Origin of the sequence: Pontiella desulfatans, from assembly GCF_900890425.1 — a bacterium.
GTDB classification, from domain to species: domain Bacteria; phylum Verrucomicrobiota; class Kiritimatiellia; order Kiritimatiellales; family Pontiellaceae; genus Pontiella; species Pontiella desulfatans.
This window is the reverse complement of sequence record NZ_CAAHFG010000004.1, coordinates 1-21,854: the sequence shown is the minus strand read 5'-3', so window position 1 is coordinate 21,854 and position 21,854 is coordinate 1. Positions and strand designations below refer to the sequence as shown.

At 53.9% G+C, this 21,854-nt stretch carries 19 protein-coding genes; 14 read left to right on the top strand and 5 right to left on the bottom strand.

Going from position 1 to position 21,854, the window contains the following annotated elements:
- Positions 1–53: 53 nt before the first annotated feature.
- The 7 genes from E9954_RS25800 to E9954_RS25770 all read left to right on the top strand — a co-directional run bounded on the left by E9954_RS25800 (position 54) and on the right by E9954_RS25770 (position 6,509).
- Positions 54–236, top strand: coding sequence for a hypothetical protein (locus E9954_RS25800; protein WP_136082190.1), 183 nt, complete (start codon positions 54–56; stop codon positions 234–236).
- A 37-nt stretch (positions 237–273) separates the two neighbouring features.
- Complete coding sequence (locus E9954_RS25795; RefSeq protein ID WP_136082189.1) at positions 274–1,125, top strand: site-specific integrase; 852 nt, start codon at positions 274–276, stop codon at positions 1,123–1,125.
- A gap of 719 nt (positions 1,126–1,844) precedes the next feature.
- Entirely contained in the window at positions 1,845–2,930 is a 1,086-nt protein-coding gene (locus tag E9954_RS25790; protein ID WP_136082188.1) for a metallophosphoesterase family protein, read from the top strand.
- Positions 2,931–3,048: 118 nt separating this feature from the next.
- Positions 3,049–3,573 (top strand): outer membrane protein, encoded by a 525-nt coding sequence (locus E9954_RS25785; RefSeq protein WP_136082187.1) that lies wholly within the window; start codon positions 3,049–3,051, stop codon positions 3,571–3,573.
- Between the two features lie 172 nt (positions 3,574–3,745).
- Positions 3,746–5,140: a DUF1214 domain-containing protein gene (locus tag E9954_RS25780; RefSeq protein ID WP_222847318.1), complete on the top strand. Its 1,395-nt coding sequence runs from the start codon at positions 3,746–3,748 to the stop codon at positions 5,138–5,140.
- 39 nt (positions 5,141–5,179) lie between these two features.
- On the top strand, positions 5,180–5,845 hold the full coding sequence (locus tag E9954_RS25775; protein ID WP_136082186.1) for a hypothetical protein: 666 nt from the start codon (positions 5,180–5,182) through the stop codon (positions 5,843–5,845).
- 121 nt (positions 5,846–5,966) lie between these two features.
- Positions 5,967–6,509: a porin family protein gene (locus E9954_RS25770; RefSeq protein ID WP_136082185.1), complete on the top strand. Its 543-nt coding sequence runs from the start codon at positions 5,967–5,969 to the stop codon at positions 6,507–6,509.
- On the opposite strand, the gene E9954_RS25765 is transcribed toward E9954_RS25770, so the two are convergent.
- Positions 6,506–6,745: a hypothetical protein gene (locus E9954_RS25765; RefSeq protein ID WP_136082184.1), complete on the bottom strand. Its 240-nt coding sequence runs from the start codon at positions 6,743–6,745 to the stop codon at positions 6,506–6,508. The genes E9954_RS25770 and E9954_RS25765 overlap by 4 nt on opposite strands.
- Before the next feature lie 113 nt (positions 6,746–6,858).
- Here E9954_RS25765 and E9954_RS25760 point away from each other — a divergent pair, with 113 nt between their 5' ends.
- The 3 genes from E9954_RS25760 to E9954_RS25750 all read left to right on the top strand — a co-directional run bounded on the left by E9954_RS25760 (position 6,859) and on the right by E9954_RS25750 (position 10,244).
- A complete protein-coding gene (locus E9954_RS25760) occupies positions 6,859–8,007 on the top strand; it encodes a cation:proton antiporter domain-containing protein (RefSeq protein WP_168442605.1) in 1,149 nt (382 codons plus the stop codon).
- 67 nt (positions 8,008–8,074) lie between these two features.
- A complete protein-coding gene (locus E9954_RS25755; protein WP_136082182.1) occupies positions 8,075–8,275 on the top strand; it encodes a hypothetical protein in 201 nt (66 codons plus the stop codon).
- A gap of 1 nt (position 8,276) precedes the next feature.
- Positions 8,277–10,244 carry a mechanosensitive ion channel family protein gene (locus E9954_RS25750; protein WP_136082181.1) on the top strand — a complete coding sequence of 656 codons (1,968 nt, stop codon included), beginning with the start codon at positions 8,277–8,279 and terminating at the stop codon, positions 10,242–10,244.
- Positions 10,245–10,297: 53 nt separating this feature from the next.
- On the opposite strand, the gene E9954_RS25745 is transcribed toward E9954_RS25750, so the two are convergent.
- Positions 10,298–10,840, bottom strand: coding sequence for a lipid-binding SYLF domain-containing protein (locus E9954_RS25745; RefSeq protein ID WP_136082180.1), 543 nt, complete (start codon positions 10,838–10,840; stop codon positions 10,298–10,300).
- Between the two features lie 228 nt (positions 10,841–11,068).
- Here E9954_RS25745 and E9954_RS25740 point away from each other — a divergent pair, with 228 nt between their 5' ends.
- Entirely contained in the window at positions 11,069–12,466 is a 1,398-nt protein-coding gene (locus E9954_RS25740; RefSeq protein ID WP_136082179.1) for an alpha/beta hydrolase, read from the top strand.
- 4 nt (positions 12,467–12,470) lie between these two features.
- Here E9954_RS25740 and E9954_RS25735 read toward each other — a convergent pair whose 3' ends face one another.
- Positions 12,471–13,481, bottom strand: a complete 1,011-nt coding sequence (locus E9954_RS25735) for a DUF21 domain-containing protein (protein ID WP_136082178.1) — start codon at positions 13,479–13,481, stop codon at positions 12,471–12,473.
- A gap of 144 nt (positions 13,482–13,625) precedes the next feature.
- Here E9954_RS25735 and corA point away from each other — a divergent pair, with 144 nt between their 5' ends.
- Positions 13,626–14,684 carry a magnesium/cobalt transporter CorA gene (gene corA / locus E9954_RS25730; RefSeq protein WP_168442604.1) on the top strand — a complete coding sequence of 353 codons (1,059 nt, stop codon included), beginning with the start codon at positions 13,626–13,628 and terminating at the stop codon, positions 14,682–14,684.
- 200 nt (positions 14,685–14,884) lie between these two features.
- On the opposite strand, the gene E9954_RS25725 is transcribed toward corA, so the two are convergent.
- Together E9954_RS25725 and E9954_RS25720 are read right to left on the bottom strand one after the other, a co-directional pair.
- Positions 14,885–15,622 (bottom strand): ISL3 family transposase, encoded by a 738-nt coding sequence (locus E9954_RS25725; RefSeq protein WP_168442603.1) that lies wholly within the window; start codon positions 15,620–15,622, stop codon positions 14,885–14,887.
- Positions 15,537–16,535 (bottom strand): hypothetical protein, encoded by a 999-nt coding sequence (locus E9954_RS25720; RefSeq protein ID WP_136082175.1) that lies wholly within the window; start codon positions 16,533–16,535, stop codon positions 15,537–15,539. The genes E9954_RS25725 and E9954_RS25720 overlap by 86 nt, the downstream gene beginning before the upstream one ends.
- Positions 16,536–17,139: 604 nt before the next feature.
- Here E9954_RS25720 and E9954_RS25715 point away from each other — a divergent pair.
- Entirely contained in the window at positions 17,140–19,353 is a 2,214-nt protein-coding gene (locus E9954_RS25715) for a DUF5906 domain-containing protein (protein ID WP_136082174.1), read from the top strand.
- A gap of 343 nt (positions 19,354–19,696) precedes the next feature.
- Positions 19,697–20,011: a sigma factor-like helix-turn-helix DNA-binding protein gene (locus E9954_RS25710; RefSeq protein ID WP_136082173.1), complete on the top strand. Its 315-nt coding sequence runs from the start codon at positions 19,697–19,699 to the stop codon at positions 20,009–20,011.
- The last annotated feature ends 1,843 nt before the right edge of the window (positions 20,012–21,854 follow it).

The window sequence follows — 21,854 nt, the reverse complement described above, 5'->3', positions numbered from 1 at the left end:
CAAGGAAGCGGGGTAATTAAAGAAAAAGTGTTACACTTTTGGGCCGCCGCCCGGTGCACTTTTCAACCGGCGTTTACACCCTGACCCGCGGCGACGGAACCTACGAGACCGTACTGGAAGGTCGGCTCGCCGACCAGGCCGCGCTGGCCGGGGTTCTCAATACCCTTTATGGACTGCACATGCCGGTCATTTCGGCCGACTGCCTCGGCAGTGCGGACGAAAGGGGGAGCGAATGATCTGCGATGCGGAGAGTGCAATGAAGGAGACCTGCCAATGAAACTCGGCACCGGCTTTTACCTAGTGGACCACCGGTTGATCGCTGTGGCCATGGCCGCACTGCTCGCGGTATCCGATTTGTTGCGTGAGGTGATTCGGACCCATCGTAATAATGGATCGGAATATGTATTCCCCGAGCTGGCGGATCAATACGGGCGAAATCCCAAAATGCTGACCGCCCGTCTCCGGAAAGTGTTGGCAAGGATCGGCTATTATGAAAATGGAACGGATCAGACCATGCTGGTCGATGAATATGATCGTCACGATCTTATGCAACGTGCGGAGACACACTTTTATTCGATTGTAACCGATCAGAAGCGAGAAAAATCCCGACAGATGCTCCGTGCCTACTTAGATGGGAAGTCGCTGTGTAAATCAGCCGACTTTGTGGGGATCAGTAAAGCAACGGCATCGGCCTATTTGAACGAAATTGAAAAGGCGACAGGTGTAGCTTTTATCCGGGGCAAAAAACGAAAGCCGGAAAGCAGCAGTGCACCTAAATTGGGCAGTGTTCATGCGGAGCGCGAACAGGGGATGCGAAGGGCATCCATCCGCGATTTCCATTCCTTTCGCACCACCTGGATCACGCTGGCGCTTTGTTCCGGTATTCCGTTTGAGCTGGTACAGCAGGTAACCGGGCATGCCACGGCTGAGATTGTCATGGAGCACTATTTCAAGCCCCAGCGTGCCCAATTAAAGCAAGCCATCCAGCGCAGTATGCCAAGTATGCTTACTTCCGCAGTCGCTACCCCCGCCGAAAAAGCCGCCGAGGTATTGCGAACAGCCAACGCGACAAACTGGAAAGCGACCATCGGGAAAGCTCTTGAGATATTGGAAGGGATACCGTAGCGGAAGTAAAGGGGATGGCTTTTTGTCCAGGGGCTGTTATTCAGCCGGAGCAGTAACTACAATATGACTACATTGTCGCAGCCTGAGAGTTCTATCTCATCAAAGACAGACAGTGTTTTCGATGTAATGCGCTGGAGTAAGTGACCCTCCATCAATTGCTCACTCAGCAATCGAGACGCTTCCTTGTGGCTTTAGACTTCAAGGTCTGATTGAAGACACGCTCTTGGATTGAATTTGTTTAAAGGGCACGTCAATTCTGCACACCCCTTAATCTTTCACTTCAGCGGATGAAATCGTAGGTTAATCCAAAGTGTGCAATGTATCCCGAGTTCTTCATTTCTATTGAACGGTCACTGGTCGTTAGCACGCCGCCATTGCAAGTAATTCGGTATTTCAAGATAGAAGGCACAACTTAACTAATTGAGTAAATACCCCCGTGACTTATTAAGGAGTCTATCCATCAAAAGAGGGGGGAGTCTGTGGAAACCCCGAACTCTTTTAATCGGGCAATGGCTCCCCATCAGCAAATCGCTTCAGAGAAAACGACTGTGACTTCATTGCCGCGTTTGGGAAAATTTAAACAGCATAACAGCTTGTCAAATATCAAATAAATCCCGTACACTGTGTCCCTGCCTTAAAGGGTGCGGAAGTATACCTGATTTAGAACAAAGGCAGGTACGTTGACATTGGCGGAAAAACAACCAAGGGAGATCATACTAATGAAGACGATAAAAAGAATACCCAGCTCGGCCTGCATCATGGGTTTAGCGCTAGCGTGTATAATCCTGCAAGTCGGATGCAGTACACCCGGGAACACGTCCGGAACTGCCGAATTCCAATATGATCGTGTTGCGTTGCCGGATGTGAAGCCGTGGAGCGCGGATAACTTCCAGAACGACCCCGATAACTTTCAGTTCGCCATCATCGGCGACCGCACCGGGGGCGCCAATGCCCAGGAGACATTCCGGCTCGCCATAGGACAGATAAATCTACTGCAACCTGAGTTTGTCATCAACGTGGGAGATATCATCGAAGGCTACAGCGACGACAAGGCGGAGCTGAATGCCGAATGGGATGAAGTTGACGGCATGCTTGCCCAACTGGAGATGCCTTTTTTCCGAACGCCTGGAAACCACGATATTGCAAATACAACCGCGCAGGAAGTATGGTGCGAACGACACGGCGCCTCCTATTATCACTTCGTCTACAAGAACACTTTGTTTATGGTCCTCGACAGCGAAGATCCGCCCCGCGAGGCCCCCGAGGGCATTAAGGAAAAGCTCGAGCTATACAACAGGCTGCAGACCGAAGACCCGGCGAAGGCGAAGGCGATGCTGGCTGAGTTCATGTCGGATGAATCCGTGGTCGCCGCACTCGGAAAGTCCGTCGAGTTTGTCGGGGCGCAAATGGATTGGATCAAACAAACGCTCGCCGACCACCCAGATGTGCGCTGGACCTTCCTGTTCCTTCATGAGCCGGCATGGGAAAATCCGGCGGATAGTTTCAAAGCGATTCAAGAGTTGCTGAAGAACCGGGGCCACACCTTTTTTGCAGGTCATCTGCACTATTACGACTACGATGAAATTGACGGTCACGAACACATTACCATGGGCCCTGCCGGCGCCTCCTTTCATCACGAAGGTCCCGGCAATGTGGATCATCTCATGTGGGTGACCATGACAGAGGACGGCCCGCAGATGGGGAATATTGCGCTTAAGGGCATCTTCGATCGCAAAGGCCTCGATCCCTCGCTCTTTGGAGCCTACGACCGCAAAGGTGCGGTGGCGGATGAATCGAAAAAATAAATATCAGGAAGCATAACGTTCCTGAAGAGCGGGATCCGGATAGATTCATCCGGTACCGGTTTTTATTGTGAGCCACTGCGTAGAGAAAAGATGAAATACATTAACCAGGAGAGATGCCATGTTTAAAAAAATCACAGTACTATTCGCCATGATCGCTACAACATCAATCGCCCAGGCCGAAGGTACCTACGCGGGCGGTGCAGTAAACTACCTCAATATAAATGATGCCAATGATGCCGGCTTCTCTATTGAGGGATTCGTCGGGATGTCCCTTGCCGAAGCCCTGCGCGGCGAATTTGCACTAAGTGCGGATCAAGCGGAATTCGGGTCTAAAAAGGTCAGAATGGTGGACATTTTCGCGAACCTGTATTACGACTTTAAACTGGAAAGCAAAGTAAATCCCTACGTACTGGGAGGCATCGGGTATGGAAGCGCCGCCACCGGAGATTGGTTTAGTTCTTCCTCGCGTGATGGAAACCTCCTCGGCCAGGTCGGAGCTGGAATCGCCTTCCCGGTCAGCAAACAGGTCATGTTGGATTTTAAATACCGCTATCAGTTCAGCAGTGATTACTATCTACCGAATACGCGCACTTTCCAGCTGACAGGACATTCGTTGGGTCTTGGATTCCGCTATTCATTCTAAGCCCTGGAACCGTGATCAACGACTGAAATACTCTTCCATATGGCAAGGGGGATATCCTTCGGGTGTCTCGTCCCGGGCGAAACCCCTCGCTTCTGAACGGAGAGATTTTCTGTTTCGACTACAGGCAATAGCGTCCTGCCAACGGTAGTGACATCAGAAAAAGGGGAAAGCAATGAAGGGAACTTACATTTTTATTCTCGGAGCTATTCTGGGCTTCGCTCTGTTTAGCGGTTGTAGCCATGGAGGAGACATACATTGCAGCGGACTCAGCAATACTGAAATCGAAAATCTCGTCAAACGCTCCTACCAGTACGTGGCGATGTATAACGTGAACAATAAGTTCGCGATGAAACAGGGCGGCTGGAATACGGTGGACGCCGATACGCAGCTCAAAGACCACACGATGCGGGAAATCGCGCGGCCCAACAACGACACGCTCTACATCGGTGCCCAGCTTGTCCTGCGCAAGGACCCGGTGATCCTCGAAATGCCGGCCTTCGATTCGGACTACGTCTCGCTGATGGTCACCGGCTACGACCACTACGTCAACGTGCCGATGGCAACACGGCTCGGCGACTTCAGGAAGCCCGTGAAGATACTGTTCTACACCGAACGGACCGAAGGTTACAAAGGGGAGTCCATCGAGGGGGTCGACCGTATCTTCGAGTGCTCCGGCGACTTCATTTCGGCGGTTCTGAGGATCATGCCTCATGCGAAGGATAAAAAACGCTTTAAATGGATTGTTGGGCAGATGGAGCAGGTCAATATCCGCACTCTCTCAGAGTTCAAAGGAGGAAAAGCCAAGCCGATCGATGACCTCGAGTTCCCTGCGGTTGGTCAGCGGGACGCGGACATCTTCGAGAACAACCTGCTTGAAGTGATGCAGTTCGTCTTCAATCACACCACCTTCGATCCGGACGACGAGCTCGACCAGGCGGTGCTCGCTGTCTACGAGCCGCTCGGTGTCGTGCCCAGCCAACCCTACGACCCCGCCAAGGTAACGAAGGTCGATGGCGCGAAGATCCGCAAGGTCTCCGAGCGGATCTTCACCGAGGAGATGGCCAAACTCTCCGACAAGGAGTTTCAGAAGCGGGAACTCTTCGGGAAGTTTCTGGAAAAGGGCCAGATGACCCTCGACCTGTTGCTCTTCCAGTCCATTGTCGGCCCGATCGGGCTGCCGGCCGTCGAGGCGGTCTATCCCGGCGTGACAACCACCGATGGAAAGCAGATGAATGCCATGCACGACTACGTGATCCGCATGACTGCCGACGAGCTTCCTCCAACGAAGGTGTTCTGGTCGGTCACACTCTATGACCTGCAGAACGGATTCTTTATTCCCAACGACCTTAAAAAATACAGCGTGGGTGAAAACGCCGGCATGAAGCTTGACCAAGACGGGGGTATTGCCATCTACATAGCGGCTCAAAAGCCCGAAGGCGTTCCAGAAGAAAACTGGCTGCCGATCAATCGTAAGGACGAGGATATCGGCCCCATCATGAGGGTCTATGTGCCGGACCTCAAGAAGATGGAAATCTGGCAGGCCCCCAAGGCGGAAATGCTCCGGTGACGGTCCGGGGAAGCCTGAACGGCACTACGCCGTGGAAGTGTGAAAAAAATACGCAGGATAATTAAAAACGAGAAAATGAATATCATGAAATTGAATGGAATAACATCAAGTGTGGTTTTGGCGGTTGCAGTTACCGTCTTTTGCGGGTGCTCTGAGAACGTGACACCCAAGGTCGTTCCCTCTGCGGAAGCCTCGACCTCTGTGCTGTTTGCGGAGGGGATCCCGGGAGGCGTCATCGTTGATACGCTGACGCTGGATGCCGAAGTGGTGGCGATCAATCAAAAGGAGCGTAAAGCCACACTGCTGATGCCTGGAGGTGAAAAGCTGCGGATCACGGTGGGGCCGGAAGCGGTTAATTTTGACCAGATCCAGAAAGGGGATCGTGTAAAAGCCGTCGTGCAGGAGGAACTGGTGGTCTATCTTGGCGATGAAAATTCCGCGGCAGATGATGGCGCAGCAGTGCTTGCCATGCGTGCAGAAAAAGGCGAGCAGCCGGGGGGCATGGTGGCGGATGCGGTCCGTACCACGGCGACGGTCACGGCGGTCGATCTGGAGGCTCACACGGCCACGCTGACGTTCCAGGATGGAAGCATCGAGACGGTGGAGGTTCGTCCGGACGTCGAGCTCACAAGCCAGAGTGTTGGAGAAAAGGTCGTCTTTGAAATCACGAAGGTTGTTGCTTTGTCTGTTGAAAAGATGAATTAAGGCCAGAAAGCCGTCCCGCGCGGAGAAGGTTGATGATATGCAATGTCAATATCAATAAATCTCAACAATAGGGATAACATATATAAAAAATGAATGGACAATCTGAAAGGAGAAACAGGAGATGAAAAAAATATTGGTGCTGGGGTGTGTGCTGCATGTTCTGATCATGGCGGATACGGCCTTGGCGGGTAAGAAAAGCGGGTTGTATCTTGGCGGGTCCATTGGGGCTGCCGCGCTTAATGTTTCAACACAGAGCGTCGATTTTGACGGTGATGACCTGGGTTATAAGATATTCGGAGGATACAACTTCGGCATCATCCCATTGATTGATATAGGCGTGGAAGGTTCGTATGTCGACTTCGGTTCGGCATCGGACGCGGAGATTTTAAACCAGGAGATCGGTGTTACGGCCTGGGATCTGTTCGCGGTCGGTGCTTTAAACCTCGGCCCGGTCGGCTTGTTTGGGAAAATGGGTCCGGCTTGGTGGAAAAGCGAGTCAGACTACCTTCAGTCGTATCTGGATGAAACAGGAACCGACCTGGTGTATGGCATCGGCTTGCGCTTTCAAATCAGCTCTGTTGCCGTTCGGGCGGAATACGAACGTTTCGACATGAAATATGTGGATGTGGATTATATTTCTCTTGGTGCATCCTGGACATTTTAAAGCGGTATAACAGCACGAAGATCGTATGCATAATCGGCCAGCCGGGCGCGGATCTTCACGTCTGAACAGGAGCAGATGAAGGGCTGGACTCCGCCTAAGGCGGAGAAGGTTGAGCTGAAGTAATCGTTGAGGCGGAACGGGATGAAGCCGAAAAAATATAAGGTGTTGTGTGGACTGCTTGCGTTGTTCGGGGCAGGAATCGGGATGGCGCAATGCTCGGCCACGTTGGTGACCACTGACGTCCTGACGCCCTGGGCTGTTCTGATGGACGAGGAGGCATGCTCGTATTCAAAATATGCAATACTGCGGGAATGTCAGAAAGCGGAAAAGAAACATAGGAGTGGCGAATATGGATCCTGTTGCACAGACCTTGATTGTTATTGCATTTCTATTATTGCTCGGAACCTTCGCTGAGTCATTTTTTGAGAAGACCGGGTTGCCCGACGTCGTATGGCTGGTGGGCGCCGGGATTTTATTGGGCCCGGTTTTTAAGCTGGTGTCACCCGATATAATCGAGCCTGCGGTTCCGCTTTTTGGTGCAATCGCCCTGACGGTTATTCTCGCGGGCGGTGCGTACCGCCTTAAACTGGAAGAAGTGCTGCGCGTTGCGCCGCGCGGATTGTTGCTTGGCATTGTCGGGTTCATCCTTTCGGTTTGTGCCGTTTGTCTGTTTTTCCTGATCGTCACCCCGCTCGGATGGGTCCGTGAAGCTTCACTCGTTTATTGGGTGATGATGGGGGCGATTGTGGGAGGAGCCAGCGCGTTGATCATCATGCCGACGGTCTCGAAGGGCGGAGTCGACGAACTTGTGGCACACACGCTGGAAGTGGAATCATCGGCCACCGACGCCCTGTGCGTCGTGGTTACCATGGTGACCATCGATTTGGTTGTGAAAGGAGCCTCAGGGGTTTCCGAGCCAATCGTGACCCTGGGTCGACAGATCTGTATAGGAGTGGGTCTAGGCATTGCTTTTGCTGCAATAATGATACCGGCATATCCCTTTTTCAGAGGTAAGGATCACGGCTTCATGCTCTTTCTTGCAGGGATGCTTGCACTATACGGAACAACTGTTTCGGCCGGGGGCAATGGTGCCGTCGCCGTGCTTACCAGTTCGTTGACCGTAGGCAATGCGGCCTTCATCGTTCCCCGCCTCATTCCCGGAGCACAACCGGATGTCTTTGTAGGCACGGAGACCGGCCGCATCATTCAGCAACAGATCACCTTTCTGATTAAATCCTTTTTCTTTGTCCTGATCGGGCTGTTGTTCCCAACCGAACCCCGCCTGATCGGACTGGGGATCCTGGCTGCATTGTTCCTGTTAGCCTTCCGCATGCCTGCCGTGGCACTTGCAATGCGTGGCAGTCAGATTTCCCGCAAACAGTTTTTTCTGCTCACGGTGGGCCTTCCCCGGGGTTTGGCCGCAGGGGTGCTTGCCACACTTCCGATGCAATGGGAATTCCCGGCATGGAAAACCTGTCGCGTGTTGTGTTTTCCCTGATCGTTACCACCATCATGATTTTTTCAGTGGGATTTGCAGCACTGAACCGGAAGACGGAGCAACTTCCGTGAAAATGAAGCTGTCGGCCCGCAAATCGGAAAGCCAGTCGCCCGCCGTGAAATACAGAGGCTATTGGTTCTGGATCGACGATGCCGACTTGAAAACAAAAACGGAGTTCAGGCTTGTCCGCACCCTATGGTCGATCAGCATCGCCGGAGCCGCCGATCATATGTCGGCACCGATCCTGATCCTGCCGGTAGGAAACTGAAATGGCAGCCGGCATGTCCAGTCAGACTCCGGGTAGTTGTACAGAAAAAAGGAACAAACGGGCGGTGGCCATGAATATGGAGACAAGAGGGATGCAGTTTAAAATGATTCTGTCGATGGGCGTGCTGTTGATCCTGGCTGGCCCGGTTGCGCATCGCACCGTGGGGGCGCCTTTTAAACCGGCATCCACACCAGGCGTATTGCTGACGGACGAGGATCTGACTCAGCACCCGCTTAAGCCTCCGGACACCTCCAGTCCGAGGGCAACCCTAACGAGCTTCATGTCCAATATGAACCGCTCCTATCACCTGCTCATGGAGGCGCACGAGGAAAATATGGCCGCTCCGGGATGGATCCCGCCTCAATCCGCACGCGAGAGGGCCCGGCTTGCGCAGGTAAAGCTGGAAAGGGCCGCTGCCTGCCTGAATCTCTCTAAAATCCCGCTCTCCCTTAGGCAAAAGGCTTCGTATGAGAACGCCTTGCGCCTGAAGGAAATTATGGACCGGGTTGAACTTCCTCCATTGGAGGATGTGCCTGATGCCGCAGCCATCGAGATGGAACAGGCTCCCGCCTATCACTGGCGACTGCCCAACACGACCATTGTCATTGCCCGTGTCGAGGAAGGGCCGCGTCAGGGAGAATACCTGTTCACTCCCGAGACGGTTGATAATCTGAAGAGATTCTACAAGCTGACAAAGCATCTGCCCTACAGGGAAGAAGTTACCGTATCGGAAGGCTTTTTCGATTTCTATATCGGTACACCGGGGAAGCTGCTGCCGCCGAAATGGGCGGACTGGCTTCCGAACTGGTCGCGACAGCGGTTACTTGCCATGACCGTATGGCAGTGGATCGGTCTTCCACTCCTCTTCCTGTTTTTCTACATGCTGACTATAAGAGCCTATCGATGGCTAGTGACAAGGGCCTCATTACGCTCACCCCTGAGCCGTGTGCGAAGGCAGATCCTGTTCTACGTGCTCGTTGCTGCGGCGCTTTTGATCATCCGTTTTTTCACGGATCATTACCTCAATATCAGCGGCACGGTCCTGGTGGCCATGATCATCGTATTAGGTCCGATCTGGTGGCTGCTGGTTTCGGCAACCGTCCTGTCTATCTCGCGCTCCATTGCGGAGAGCATCATCTCTTCTCCAAAGATCGACCCGGATGGATTACAGGCATCCTATCTGCGGGCGGTTTTCAGCGTCACGGGATTCTTCCTGGCCTCGGCGGTTTTTGTATACGGCCTCTCCCGACTCGGCGTTTCCCTGCTGCCGCTCCTTACCGGAGTCGGCATCGGGGGTCTGGCGATCGCGCTTGCAGCCCGGCCGACGATCGAAAACGTTATCGCAAGTTTCATGATTTTCGCCGATGCACCCTACCGGGTAGGCGAGCGTTTAAAAGTACTGGAACAAACAGGTGATGTGGAATCGATCGGCCTCCGGTCTACCCGGATTCGTCTTCTGACCGGTCCCCTGATGGTGATTCCCAATGAAAAGATGGCGTCCATCGAGATCGAGAACATCGGTCGCCGGCCCTATATCCGCCGAACCTTCGATATCGCCATCACCTACGACACTCCGCCGGACAGGATTCGTCGTGCTGTGCAGATCGTGCAGGAAATCCTGACCGTGCCGGATAAAGAAGCGGATGCACCCGGCCAGCAACCTCATCCGGCCGAAGCGGTCAACCAGCCGGACTTCCCGCCACGAATCTATTTCAGCGAATTCAACTCCGATTCCCTGAATATCGAGATCAACTACTGGTTTCATCCGCCTGAACTTTGGGCTTCCAAGGAATTCGCGGACTGGATCAACACGCAGATCAAGGAACGGTTCAACGCCGAGGGAATCGATTTTGCCTTCCCGACGCAGACGCTGCACCTGGCCGGTGATAACAAACGGCCGCTCACGATCGGAACCGTTGTTGGACATGCGGCCTGGCCGCAGGCACCTACTATTGAACGCCCGGAATAATATGAAAGAGGCAACTGCCGCACAACGTGGCGCCGCACGAGTCGCGGTGGTGCTCAGTCTTTATAGGGTTTGAAGTGGATGGCGTTCACGGTCCATGTGACGGAAGCTCCTCGTTCGGAAAGAGTGAACAGCTCGTATTTCTTGTTGAGTTCGAGCTGGCTGCTTGAGCCCTCCACACTTGCCGTTCCCGCTGTGGCCTCAGCTCCTGCACCAAAGCTCCATTTTCCGGTGTACGCTTTCTTCATGAGCTTGGGATCATATAATACGATCATTACATCGTAGTCGCGTATGCCATAGCCACCACCGACATCCCACCTGGAAGCCTTGATATACGTTCGTTTACCGATCGCGTTGTCGACGACAAAACCCTTCGCGCTACCCCATCCGATCCAGGGAATTATCTTCATCGTCCTGCACCCCAGGAACACGTAACCCAAAGCATCGCTTAGTTTCTGTTCCAAACCCGGATTGTTTTCGGCCAGCTTATTGATAGTCCCTACCGCTTCCTGATCCAGCTCGGCACGACGATCAACGGTAAGCGTGGAACATCCCGTCGCCGCGAACATAAGTAGTATGAGGATGAAACTTTTCAGCATGTTTGTTCCCGTCACGGGTATTCCCTGATTGAACAGCGTTCATGGCCGCTCATAATAAACTTAGGGAACTCTATTCCTGCCTTGGAATCCTGTACAGTTTTTTTGGATTGGAATTACAGCGATATTGTTTCTTCATCGATATAATAGCAGAAACCCCCAATTTCATTAACATTGCATTGTATTCAGGATTTACCTATCATCTGGCACAACTTTAGGGAGAGAAAGTGCATGTTGAATAGGTGTCGACTTCCAAGCCTGGTGCCGACTGTTTTGGTGGGCGTCCTGCTGTTTGCCGGGTGCAAGAGCCCGCCGGTCGACCAGATCGATCTCATGCCCGCGCCCGACGTCTATGGCGATGGACTGCTCAATCCGCTGCCGGAAGCCCCAGAGCCCGGTACCGCACCCCATAACGGAATCCTGTTCGTCACCGATCGAAAACCCAGCACCGAAAAAGACAAAGAAAAGTTTTATCTGAATGAACCGGGATATGCACTTCGTGCAGGGCTGGCAGAAATTCAATTCGGCGAAAAGGACTTTACCTGGGAGATGGCCCGGGAAGTTTCCTTGCTGAAGTCGCGCGCTGACCGCTTTCCGATCAAGATATCGACCGTTGAGGAATGGGGGGTCATAGAGGATACGCTGCCTTTTTGGGTGGATACAGAAGTATTGAGTGAAGCGGAACGCCCTCAGGATGCAACCCCTGAATTTGTGGCTGCTGTTAACGGCCAACTTTCCAATACGAAGAAAAAGCATGTGTACATCTATGTGCACGGCTACAAAGTGGCGTTTGAAAATCCGATTCTGGTATCGGCGGAGCTGTGGCATTTTCTCGGTTACAACGGCGCATTCATCGCCTATTCCTGGCCCTCGACTCCCAGCAAGTTTGCCTACATCAAAGACAGTGATACATCCGTCGGGTTTGCGCGCGACCTGCGCCTGCTATTGGAATTACTGGCCGAACAGACGGATGTGGAGAAAATCCACATCATTGGCTACAGCAACGGAACCCGTTTGGTTCTGCGGGTTCTGGAGCAACTCGCGCTCAAGAATCAGGGGAGACCAGAGGATCGACGATCTTTAAACGTACCCATCGGCAATGTGATTCTTGTCGGCAGCGATCTTGATAGGAATACGTTTGGCATCTACATTGCGGATGGCATTCTCGACGTAGTGCAGCACATGACGGTTTATATTTCCCCTACCGACAAAGCGCTCGGACTTGCCCGGTTCCTGACCCACCAGGAAAGACTGGGTGAGACGTGGGGGGCTGGAGGCCACGCGATGCATCCAGCATCGCGTAAGGCCATGCTGGATCTACAGGACAGGTTGAGCTTCGTAAATGTCAGCGAGGCAGAGGGATCAGCCAAGGGCAAAGGCCACGGTTATTTCAGGAGCAGCCCATGGGTCAGCAGCGATGTCCTGATGACCCTCTATTACGGCCTGACTCCTAAACAACGCGGGTTAGTGATGCAGGAAGACGCACCTATCTACTCATTCCCGCCTGATTATATCACGCGCCTTTGGGATGCAATCAAAGAAGAAGACCCGGTCTTTGCCGCGAAATATGACCGCATGAAGCGGGAAACGGGGTCAACACCCACCCTCAACATGAATGACACTCGTTAAGGGCTCAACCCGCTGTTTTGGTAATCCCGCGCATGAGATAACCAAGCAGATCCGCCCCGGTTATAATGCGTTTATCTTCTCCCCAGAACAGAATGAGATCATGTTCAAGCCGGTCATCCGGATGGGCCGCTTTCAGCATTCCCAGCACATCGGCCAGGCTGGTCTGTCGGTTGAAAACCACAATGGGAGCGCAGCAATGATCCATCGGATCTGTTTTCCCGGAAGAGAACAGGGCGGCGCGCAGGAAGGCTGAAGCATCGAGTGCGTATAATGGCGCACCTTCCTCGCCCGCTATAATGATCCAGCGCTTGCCTGACGCCTGAACCTGTCGCAGGAACGGATCATCTGAAGCTGCCGTGTAGTCGGGAAACGTGGGTCGTCCTTGAGATACGGGCAGTTGAATGACGCTGTCTGGATCAACAGGCTCTCCCTCTTGCGTCACCAGCAAGTCATCGAGCTTTAGAAAGTTAATGGCGCCCAGGCCTTCCACAGAGCTCATTTCCGAGTCAGGGGAGTTGATGTGTAGACGAATGCCCTCGATCAGCTCTCTTTCGGAAATATAGTCGATACCTTCCTGACCAAGCCATTTGTCAAGGAATACAGCGGAGGGTTTGGCCACGGGGTAGAGCAGAACCTGATAAAAGCGCAGCACCGGGGAGAGCAGGCTGGCCACGCGCAGGGCGTGTCGCGAAAAATAGGCCTGGGGTATGATCTCTCCGCAGAATGTGATGACCACGGTCGAGAAAAGAAAGGCGAAAGCGCCGAACATGACCGAATCCGAAAGCATGGCAAGCAGGACATTGGTTCCTACGTTGCCCCACAGGATAGTGGTGAGCAGAAAGTTGGAGTCCTTCCGCATCTCCATCAGGGCTGCCGCTTCTTTATTCCCGGTTTTGGCAAGCGTTTTTAAACGCAGGGAACTGATGCCGAACATGGCAAGGTTAAGCCCAGAGAAGGTGCCCGACTGTATAATCAGAATGAGTATCCCTATCCATGTGAATGCAGCTGGTGCCATCTCGTCCTCCCCGGGTTTCCCCAAGACTTAGGGGTTGGTTGTGGTTCTGTCAACACAAGTTGTGTCTTCAGCACGTATTTTACTCTTGTCCGAATGATATGCACAGGTATGGTTCTGATTAGCATAGAAGAATGGGGGTGTAGGATGGCGTTGATTAAGAAGCGCTCAGTAATGGCCGGGCTTCCTCCGGGATCGTTGGTTTATATTGGTGGACTGAACGCAATGGAAACCCGTATCGATGTTATTGATTTTACAGAGGCAGAGGCTTCGGAGCAAAGGGTCGGAAGCATCGGGGATTGCGAAGAATATCTTTCGCGCGATTCCATTACGTGGATCAATGTCACGGGATTGGGCAATGTCGAATTGCTTAGGAGCATCGGAGAGCGATTCAGCATCCATGCGTTGGTTCTGGCGGATATACTGAACACCGGCAAGCGTTCCAAATTCGAAGAACATGATGATTATCTTTTCCTGATCCTTCGCATGCTGCACGAATCGGCTGATAACAGCATTGCTTCAGAACAGGTAAGCCTGTTCGTCGGTAACAATCTGGTCGTGTCTTTCTGCGAGCAGGATGGGTCGGTATTGGCCCCGGTTGCCGAGCGCATTCTCTCCGGGAAGGGACGCATTCGAAAAAGCGGAAGCGACTATCTGGCCTATGCGATCATGGATGTAATCGTTGATGGATATTTCCCGATGTTGGAGGACCTGGGTGGCCGGATAGAGACGATACAGTCCTCGGCTATCGGCGAAGCCCGGCCCGAGCAGCTTCAGGATATCGATAAATTGAAACAATCCATGATGCTGCTGCGCAAGAACGTGCTTCCGCTTCGTGAAGTCGCCAACCGGTTTGAACTTTCGGAGCATGAGCTTGTTGACGAAAAGCTCGGGCCGTATCTGCGGAATGTCTATGAGCACACCATTCAGATCATTGACCTGATGGAAATGCTGCGCGACATGACAGAGTCGGCATTTAATACCTACATGACAACCGTCAGTAACCGGATGAATGAAATCATGAAGGTACTTACGGTGATAGCCACCATCTTTATTCCGCTCACGTTTATCGCGGGCGTCTACGGCATGAACTTTGAAAACATGCCTGAATTAAAAATAGCGTGGGCGTACGGTATTGCCTGGGCCGTGATGATCGCCATGGCTGTCAGCATGCTCATTTTTTTCAGGCGTAAAAGATGGATTTAGGCCGTACTGCCTTCAGATTGCAATACCGGTAATGCCCTCAGTTGCCGGATCTTTACGAGCTATATCGGGATGGCAGTGCCTACACTATCCGGTCACTTAATTCCCCTGTCTTGGTAACTTATCCTTAGCGCCCAATGGGTCAGGTGTTCATGCAGGTTAAGGGACCCCTGAAAGCATTGGTTTTTCCTAATAAAACAGCCTCATCCGCAGAATCGGTGGGTTGATTCCGGCTCCGGCAACCCTCCCACCGTGTGAAACAGGGCGATTTTTAACACTTCATAGCTCCGAAACCCGAAGGCTTTTCTCGTTACCAGATTCACATTGCGGTTCATTCCTTCGACAATACCTGATGAATAGGCCTTTTTTGCTTTGAACCAGTTCATGATCAGCGGCTGGTGAGAACGAACTGTTTTGACGAATTTTTTGATTGGTTCCAGCCGAGAACGCATAGCTCTTTTGCACCATTTATCCAGATACCATTCTGCCCAGTACGGGCTGTCATAGTCCCAGAAAAGCTGAAAGCTTTCTTTGAGCAGATAAGCCCTCACGCTCTTGAGATCATAGCTGAGTGCGTCGTCGAGTTTTGCCTCCTGTTTCGGCGTCAGGTTTTCCGGGTTCTTGAGTAAGCAGTATTTTGTATGCCGAAGGACACTTTCATCGTAGCCCTCGTCTTTGAGTCGCTTCACTTCTTCTATCCGCACCTGATTGACCGCTTTGGTTAGGTGGGAGACAATGTGAAACCGATCGAGAATGTTCAGTGCCTGTGGTGCTTTTTTGGCAATGACTTTCAGATACGGCTTCCACATATCCGAGCAGATAAACTTCAACGCAGCAGTGCGTTCCTTACCGAATTCAAAGAAGAATCTCAGCAGTGTTTTTGTGGTCCGGCTTTTGCCGACGTAAATTAGACGACGTACTCCGGCATCGAGCTGGTACACCACCGTTATCAAACGGATTGCTGTTCGTACTGGTCGTGCCTAGAGCGAGATTGGTCTCTCCGACTCCGAACAGTTGTACTAGTCTGATGGTATTCGTCACTGTACCGGTCATCGATTCCGACATCGCGGTGGCGGTTTCGATGATCTCAGAGAGTTCCGACTGCTGATCTGTCAGAGCCTGAACCAACGCTTCGCGCTCGTAGGAGATGTGATCAGGCAGTGCTTCCACCGCTCGGCTGGCCCGATCAAGGCTTTCGCTTATGCTCGTTGAGTTCCGGATCATTTGGGCGACATCAGGCTGTGCAGTCGAATCCATCAGGAGTAACTCACTTTGCCACCGCAACAATTCAGGCATGCGTGTGAGAACGAAGGTGGCCCGTTTGGCGAAAAGCCGCGACTCGGTGAGCTCACGGGTGACCGGATCGAGACTCGCAAACGGGTCCAATGAAAAGAAATTCTGCGAGTTCTCCACGGAGCCCACCCTTCTCGGTATCGCGGATGCCATTTCCTGTGGCTGAGTCCGCAATGCGCGACAGATATCCGGATTATCTCGGTAGTAGTCCTCCACGGCCTTCCGCAGTTCCTCCTGTTGTTCCCGACGAAGCACCTGATCCACGATTCCCCAGAGATTGGTTTCCTGCCGACGCGTACGGTTGAGCCAATTCTCGTATAGATGTCCGTTCTCACCGGTCACCCAGTGATCTTCCAACACCATGCGTGTCAGCGTCACGAAGGAGACCATGTCGAACAGACTTGCGTAGGGATCCACATTGGCAACAATCGACAGGGTGGCCTGACTGTTATCGATCTTGAATTGGATGGCGGATCGCGCATCGAAGGGCGATCCTTCAACACCTGTAAGTTCATCCACGGACCGGTTGACTTGAGCGCTGTACCGATCCGAGTAGTTCATCAAGCTCTGCAGCAAGTGCGCCGGATCAGGTTGAACCGATCGCCCTCCAGGGAAAAATACATTGGCCGTGCGCTGAGGCACCGTGGCCGCCGAATTAAGCATTCGGCAACCGGTCAACAACACCGAGAGAAGCACCAAAAACAGTAGCGCATACCTGGTAATAGAGGCAGGTGACCGGTATAGGAATGATCTGATAGCGCTACTGGGTCGTTTAGGGTACATGCCGCGGGAAGGTGGTCTTGAGAGCAATTTCATCCTAAAAAGTTAATGGGGACGAGGAGGGTTGTCAAGGTTGGGCACCTAGGTTGCGGGGCAGGATCCGAACAGGTTGATTCTCTGGAAGAAGTGCTTTAAACGCCCCTATAGTGGAATCTCATTAACAGCGTCCCACTCAAACGGTTCTGTGACAACAGGACGGCAGCGTTGATGATTCTCTTCTCGCCGTTCGCATCGCATCTAAACATCGCATTTTCATGGTGTTGTTCATGAAATCATTCCGTTTCAGGTCGTTTCGTTAGGTTCAGACAGCCCGGTTTTCAGCGTTTGAAAATTCAACTTTGGGTAAGGGGGTTGTCCCTTCTAAGCCTGAACCCAAAGGAATGCCATGCTACTTTCAATACCGAACCTCGCCTCATCTCTAACTAAAGAATGCTCTCCCTGGAACATATCGACTAAAGCACCACCCAAGGCCCGTTGGAATAACCCGAGTGTGGAGCACACGTTCTACTCCGGCTATGAAGGTCTTGTTGCCGGGGCCCGGATCGATTCCAAAAACAACCCGGCGGTTATGCTTCATTGGATCGTGGCGGATTATGACGGTAACATTGATCAGCACATGCGCGGTAGCGTTCTGGAGCGATGTCCCGATTTCAGGCCTCAATACATTTGTCGCACGTTTTCCGGAGGGGCCCGTCTGCTGTGGAAACTCGAATCCCCGTTGCCGCTGCATAACAACGAGCTGTCCAAAAAGCTCATGCGGTACATCAGAAAGAAACTCCGGCTTTCCAAACTGCTGGTTGGACTCGATGCCGAGGCCCTGGAAGATCCCTGTAAGTATTATGAGGCTGGTACCGACTGGGAAAAGTTGTCAGATGACGAAATCCCTTCCGCATTCATGATGCAGTGGGCCATTGAATCTACCCATAATTATGCCTGGCCCAAACTGGGGCCGGTCATTCCGATGGATGTGCTTGAGGAAGAGGTGCATCGTCAGTATCCCGGTCGCTGGAAGGGGCTGTTTGATTTTGGCGCACGTAGTACACGTTTTTGGGATCCCGATGCAGACAACGAGACCGCGGCCATCGTGCGCGAGTCGGGGATGCAGTGTTTCACCGGCGGGCAGGCCTTTGTTCCGTGGGCATCGATTCTGGGGAGAAAATTTGTCAAACAGTTCGTGGCTGACCGGATCGGGGGTAGCATTGCGTACATTTATTTTGATGGACGCGAGTGCTGGATGCAGCTTCCCGATGGCAACTGGGAATCCTATTGCAAATCCGATATGGCCATGATCCTCAAGGTCGACCGTGGCCTGCGCGGCAGTCCCGCTCGCGGGGAAAATTACAGCGAGGTGGAGCAGGCACTTACGCGTATTATTCAGCACCAGCGCATCGCCTGCGCCGCTCCATTAGTTCACCGCCCCAAAGGCATCGTTATGATCGGTTCAGACCGAGTTCTCAACACCTCCACCATCAATGTCCTCCAACCCGCAGAGGTTGTAGCCGGGGGCGGTGTCCCCGGATCATCCGCACCGCAATGTACCGCCGGCGGCCCGCCGGCTACTGTAGCCGAGGGCCGTGACCTCGGATCGCCCCCTAATGCCCCGGCCCTAACGCCCAGTGCCTGCCCCTATCCCTGGCTGCACGATTATTTCAGTGGCTATTTCGACCCACCCGAACAGCTCGACTATTTCTACGCCTGGCTGCAGCGCTGGTATCAATCAGCGCTCGACGGCCGTATGCTCCCCGGGCAGGCCTCCTTCTTTGCCGGAGTTCCAAACACTGGAAAAACCCTGCTCTCCAATGTGATCCTGTCCCGCATCTTCGGCGGCCATATTGATGCCAGCTCATTCCTGTCCGGAGACGATAACTTCAATAGCCATCTCTTCACCAGTGCCGTTTGGGCGGTCGACGATGTCGTACCGCTTACGGATAACAAGTCCCATCTGAAGTTCTCTGCCCTCATCAAGAAGATGGCCGCCAATCGCACCTTTTCCGTGCGCGAGAAATACCGCGTCGACAAGTTGATCGAATGGAACGGCCGAGTGGTGGTGACGTGCAATACCGATCCCGAGTCGATCCGTATTCTGCCCGACGTCGATCTCTCCAATCGGGACAAGATCAACCTCTTCCGGATTGCGGAACGAGACACCTTTACCTTCCCGCGCGATGTCGAATCCATCATTGCCGCAGAGTTGCCGTTCTTTCTACGTTGGCTGCTCGACTGGCAACCGCCGGACGCAGTCATCGGCGATACACGCTATGGCGTGAAGACCTATTGTGACGATTCCCTGTTCGAAGCGGCCCGGCATTCATCCAGCGCCTATTCGTTCCTCGAAGTCCTCTTAAAGTTTTTCGAGGGGCAGGTGGAAGACACCTGGGAAGGTTCCGCCACAGATCTTTTGACAGCGATGCTTAACGACACCGACGGCCTTGCCGGCATCGCTTCCAAATACACCACCCGCCAGGTAGGGCGGGAACTCTCTAAACTCTTTTCTCAGGGGTATCCGATCACACAGCGGCGGCATGAGTTCAAGCGAGTGTGGTGCATCGATATCAAGAACCTTATGAACGGAGGGGAATCCAATGTTGTTCCATTCTAATCATTGGGTAGGGCAGTATCGCCACGGCAGGCGCTATAGACCGGGCGAAGCATTACACCGTTCTACTGACGTCCTGACGTCTGACATCATGCTGAAAAAAGTCTCTGGAACTCCCGGTTCTGCAGGTTCACGCCGTCAGCGCGGGTTTCAGCCTCCCTCTATATATCTTTATATATTAATAGTAATAATGTCAGGAATGTCAGAACGCCCTGTTTGCAGGGGTTTCCTGCCTGACATCATTCCTGACGTTTCGGTTTTCACAGTTTTACGTCAGGCTGTGAGCCCCTCCGCTTCAACATCACGTCAGTTCCGGCTGACATAACCTTCAACATAGGAGACCATCATGAAACACACCGATACCCAACCCGCAGCCGGATTATTATCTGCCGCTTATTCTCCAATCCCACCGGGGGCACTTTACCCCGCTGAACTGCTTACCGAATTAATCAAGGGAGTATTCATGCTCGATCCGGAGTTGCGGGATGTGGTTGGGCTGCGTTTTCTCGGCGCTACCTATCGGGAGATTGGAGAACAGCTCGGTATCTCCACCCAGCTCGCCGAGATGCGACACAAGCGTGCACTACGCGACTGGCCGGCACTACGTCCTCTCTTTCCAGAAAAGGTTGCTAAGCGATCCCGTCGCAAGGGTAGGGCGTGACCTCCGGGCGCGCTGATGCTGTTGGTCTGCGGAAGTTCGATGCCGCTTTTATTTCACGTTTCCAGCTTATCTACGCCGCACCGCCAGGCGCCCTTTGCTCCTTCCGGTCCTCCAGGGCAGAGGAAAGCGCCGGGGTCAGAACGAAGCATCGCTTGCATGTTCCATGCACGATGCTCGGTCTGACTCCCTAAGCACATTTCCTCTTTTCCCTTCCGGCTCGTCATCCACAAAGTTCACCTCGCGCTGCTTCGGGGTACCCCCCAAGCCCCCCCGCAACGGGGGGATGTACTCCGCGCCTTGAGCCAAAGAAGAAATTGTTCATCCAGCTTCAATCGTCGACCCGTCCACTCCCAGCGGCCAGCTACGCTGTACGCTGTCCGTTCCCGGTCTCCTCAATCAGCTTCCTTCACAAATTCTCCTTTGTCAGCGCGGTATGGGTGTCGGCTGCTCCCGCCACCCCGCGCCGCAGCGCCAGGCGTCATTTGCTCGCTCCCTTCCGCCCCGGCTTCAATCGTACCTCATTCCGCCGGGCGGAAACTCGTTCCCAAACGCCACCTCGCGCTGCTTCGGGTGATCCCCCCCAAGCCCCCCGCAACGGGGGGATGTGCGTCGCGCCCTGGGCAAGAAAGAAATTGCGCAGTCCGTCCGCTTCGCAAGCTACGCTCCCGGCCCCCGCAAATTCTCCCTTGCCAGCGCGATGTGGGTGGCGGCTACTCCCGCCACGGCGCGCTTCAGCCGCCTTTGCGTTCCGCTCGCCGGGCGAACAAGGCTACGCCAGCTCGCCCGGCCAAGCCCTACGGGGAGCTCCACGCAAATTCGGCTCAAGCGCTTCAAGAGCACTCCGGAATCCCGGCTGATCCGAACGGCTCAAGGCGTTCCGGTCGCAGACTCCCTTCTCGCCTTCAGCCGCCCGGGCCGGTCTTCCTCCGGGGGCCTTACGGCCTGCCCTGCGGGGCTATGGAGCCTTCGGCCGCACCCCGGCGGCAGTTCCGACGCATACGCTTTCCGGAATTTGCCGGGGCGCTCCAACGGTCACTGCGTTCCCTCTCATTGACCTGCGGCGGCGGAACCGCTCGCTATCGGGCGCAGAATCCTTCGGAACGCTCAAAGTCGCATAATGCGGCATTATGCGTTCGCTTCGCACATTTCGCTTTCTTGCGCCCGGCTCGCTTAAACAGAACCCATTCTGTTAAGTCCGCCTTGCTTCTCGCGTTGCTCGGAGGCTTCGGGCTTGGCACGGCTCGCGCACTCGACACGTGCCGCGCCCTTCGTCGGAAAACTTCCAATCTCTGGAAAAGGGGGCAGCCCCCGGCGGGGCGCCCGCTTCCCCCTCGGCCTTCGGCCTCACCCCTTGCCCCATAGCTGTCACGGTTTCGGCTTACGCCCAAACCGCGCCCGCCCCGGCCCCTTCCTCCTGGTCCTTCAACATAGCGCTATGGCGGTCGGGCGGGGCGGCCGTGGTCGCGTGGTTTCGGCTTACGCCTACACCCACCGCATCCCCCGCCCGCCCGGCCTTGGCGCGTCCATCTCGCAGGCTCGCTGTCCGCGCCCCAAGCCCCCGCCCGAGAGGCGGTTCTTCGCTCTCCGATTCTCCAGCGTCGCGCTTCGGAAAGGCCACCCCGCGGCTACCCTGCGGGGCAAGTGGGACTTCCAGACATTGGAAAAAGGTTTCCCCCGGGCCCCCTTCCAAAAACTTCCAACCATTGGAACTTTCCAATCATTGGACACAAGCTTGCGCAGTGAGGCTGGCTCGAAGAGACGGCAGCGTAGCGGCAAATCGCGCCCGAGGGGAGGGGGTAGGGGGTGTGGGGCCCCAAACGACGTTTCACATCGTTTCATCGCT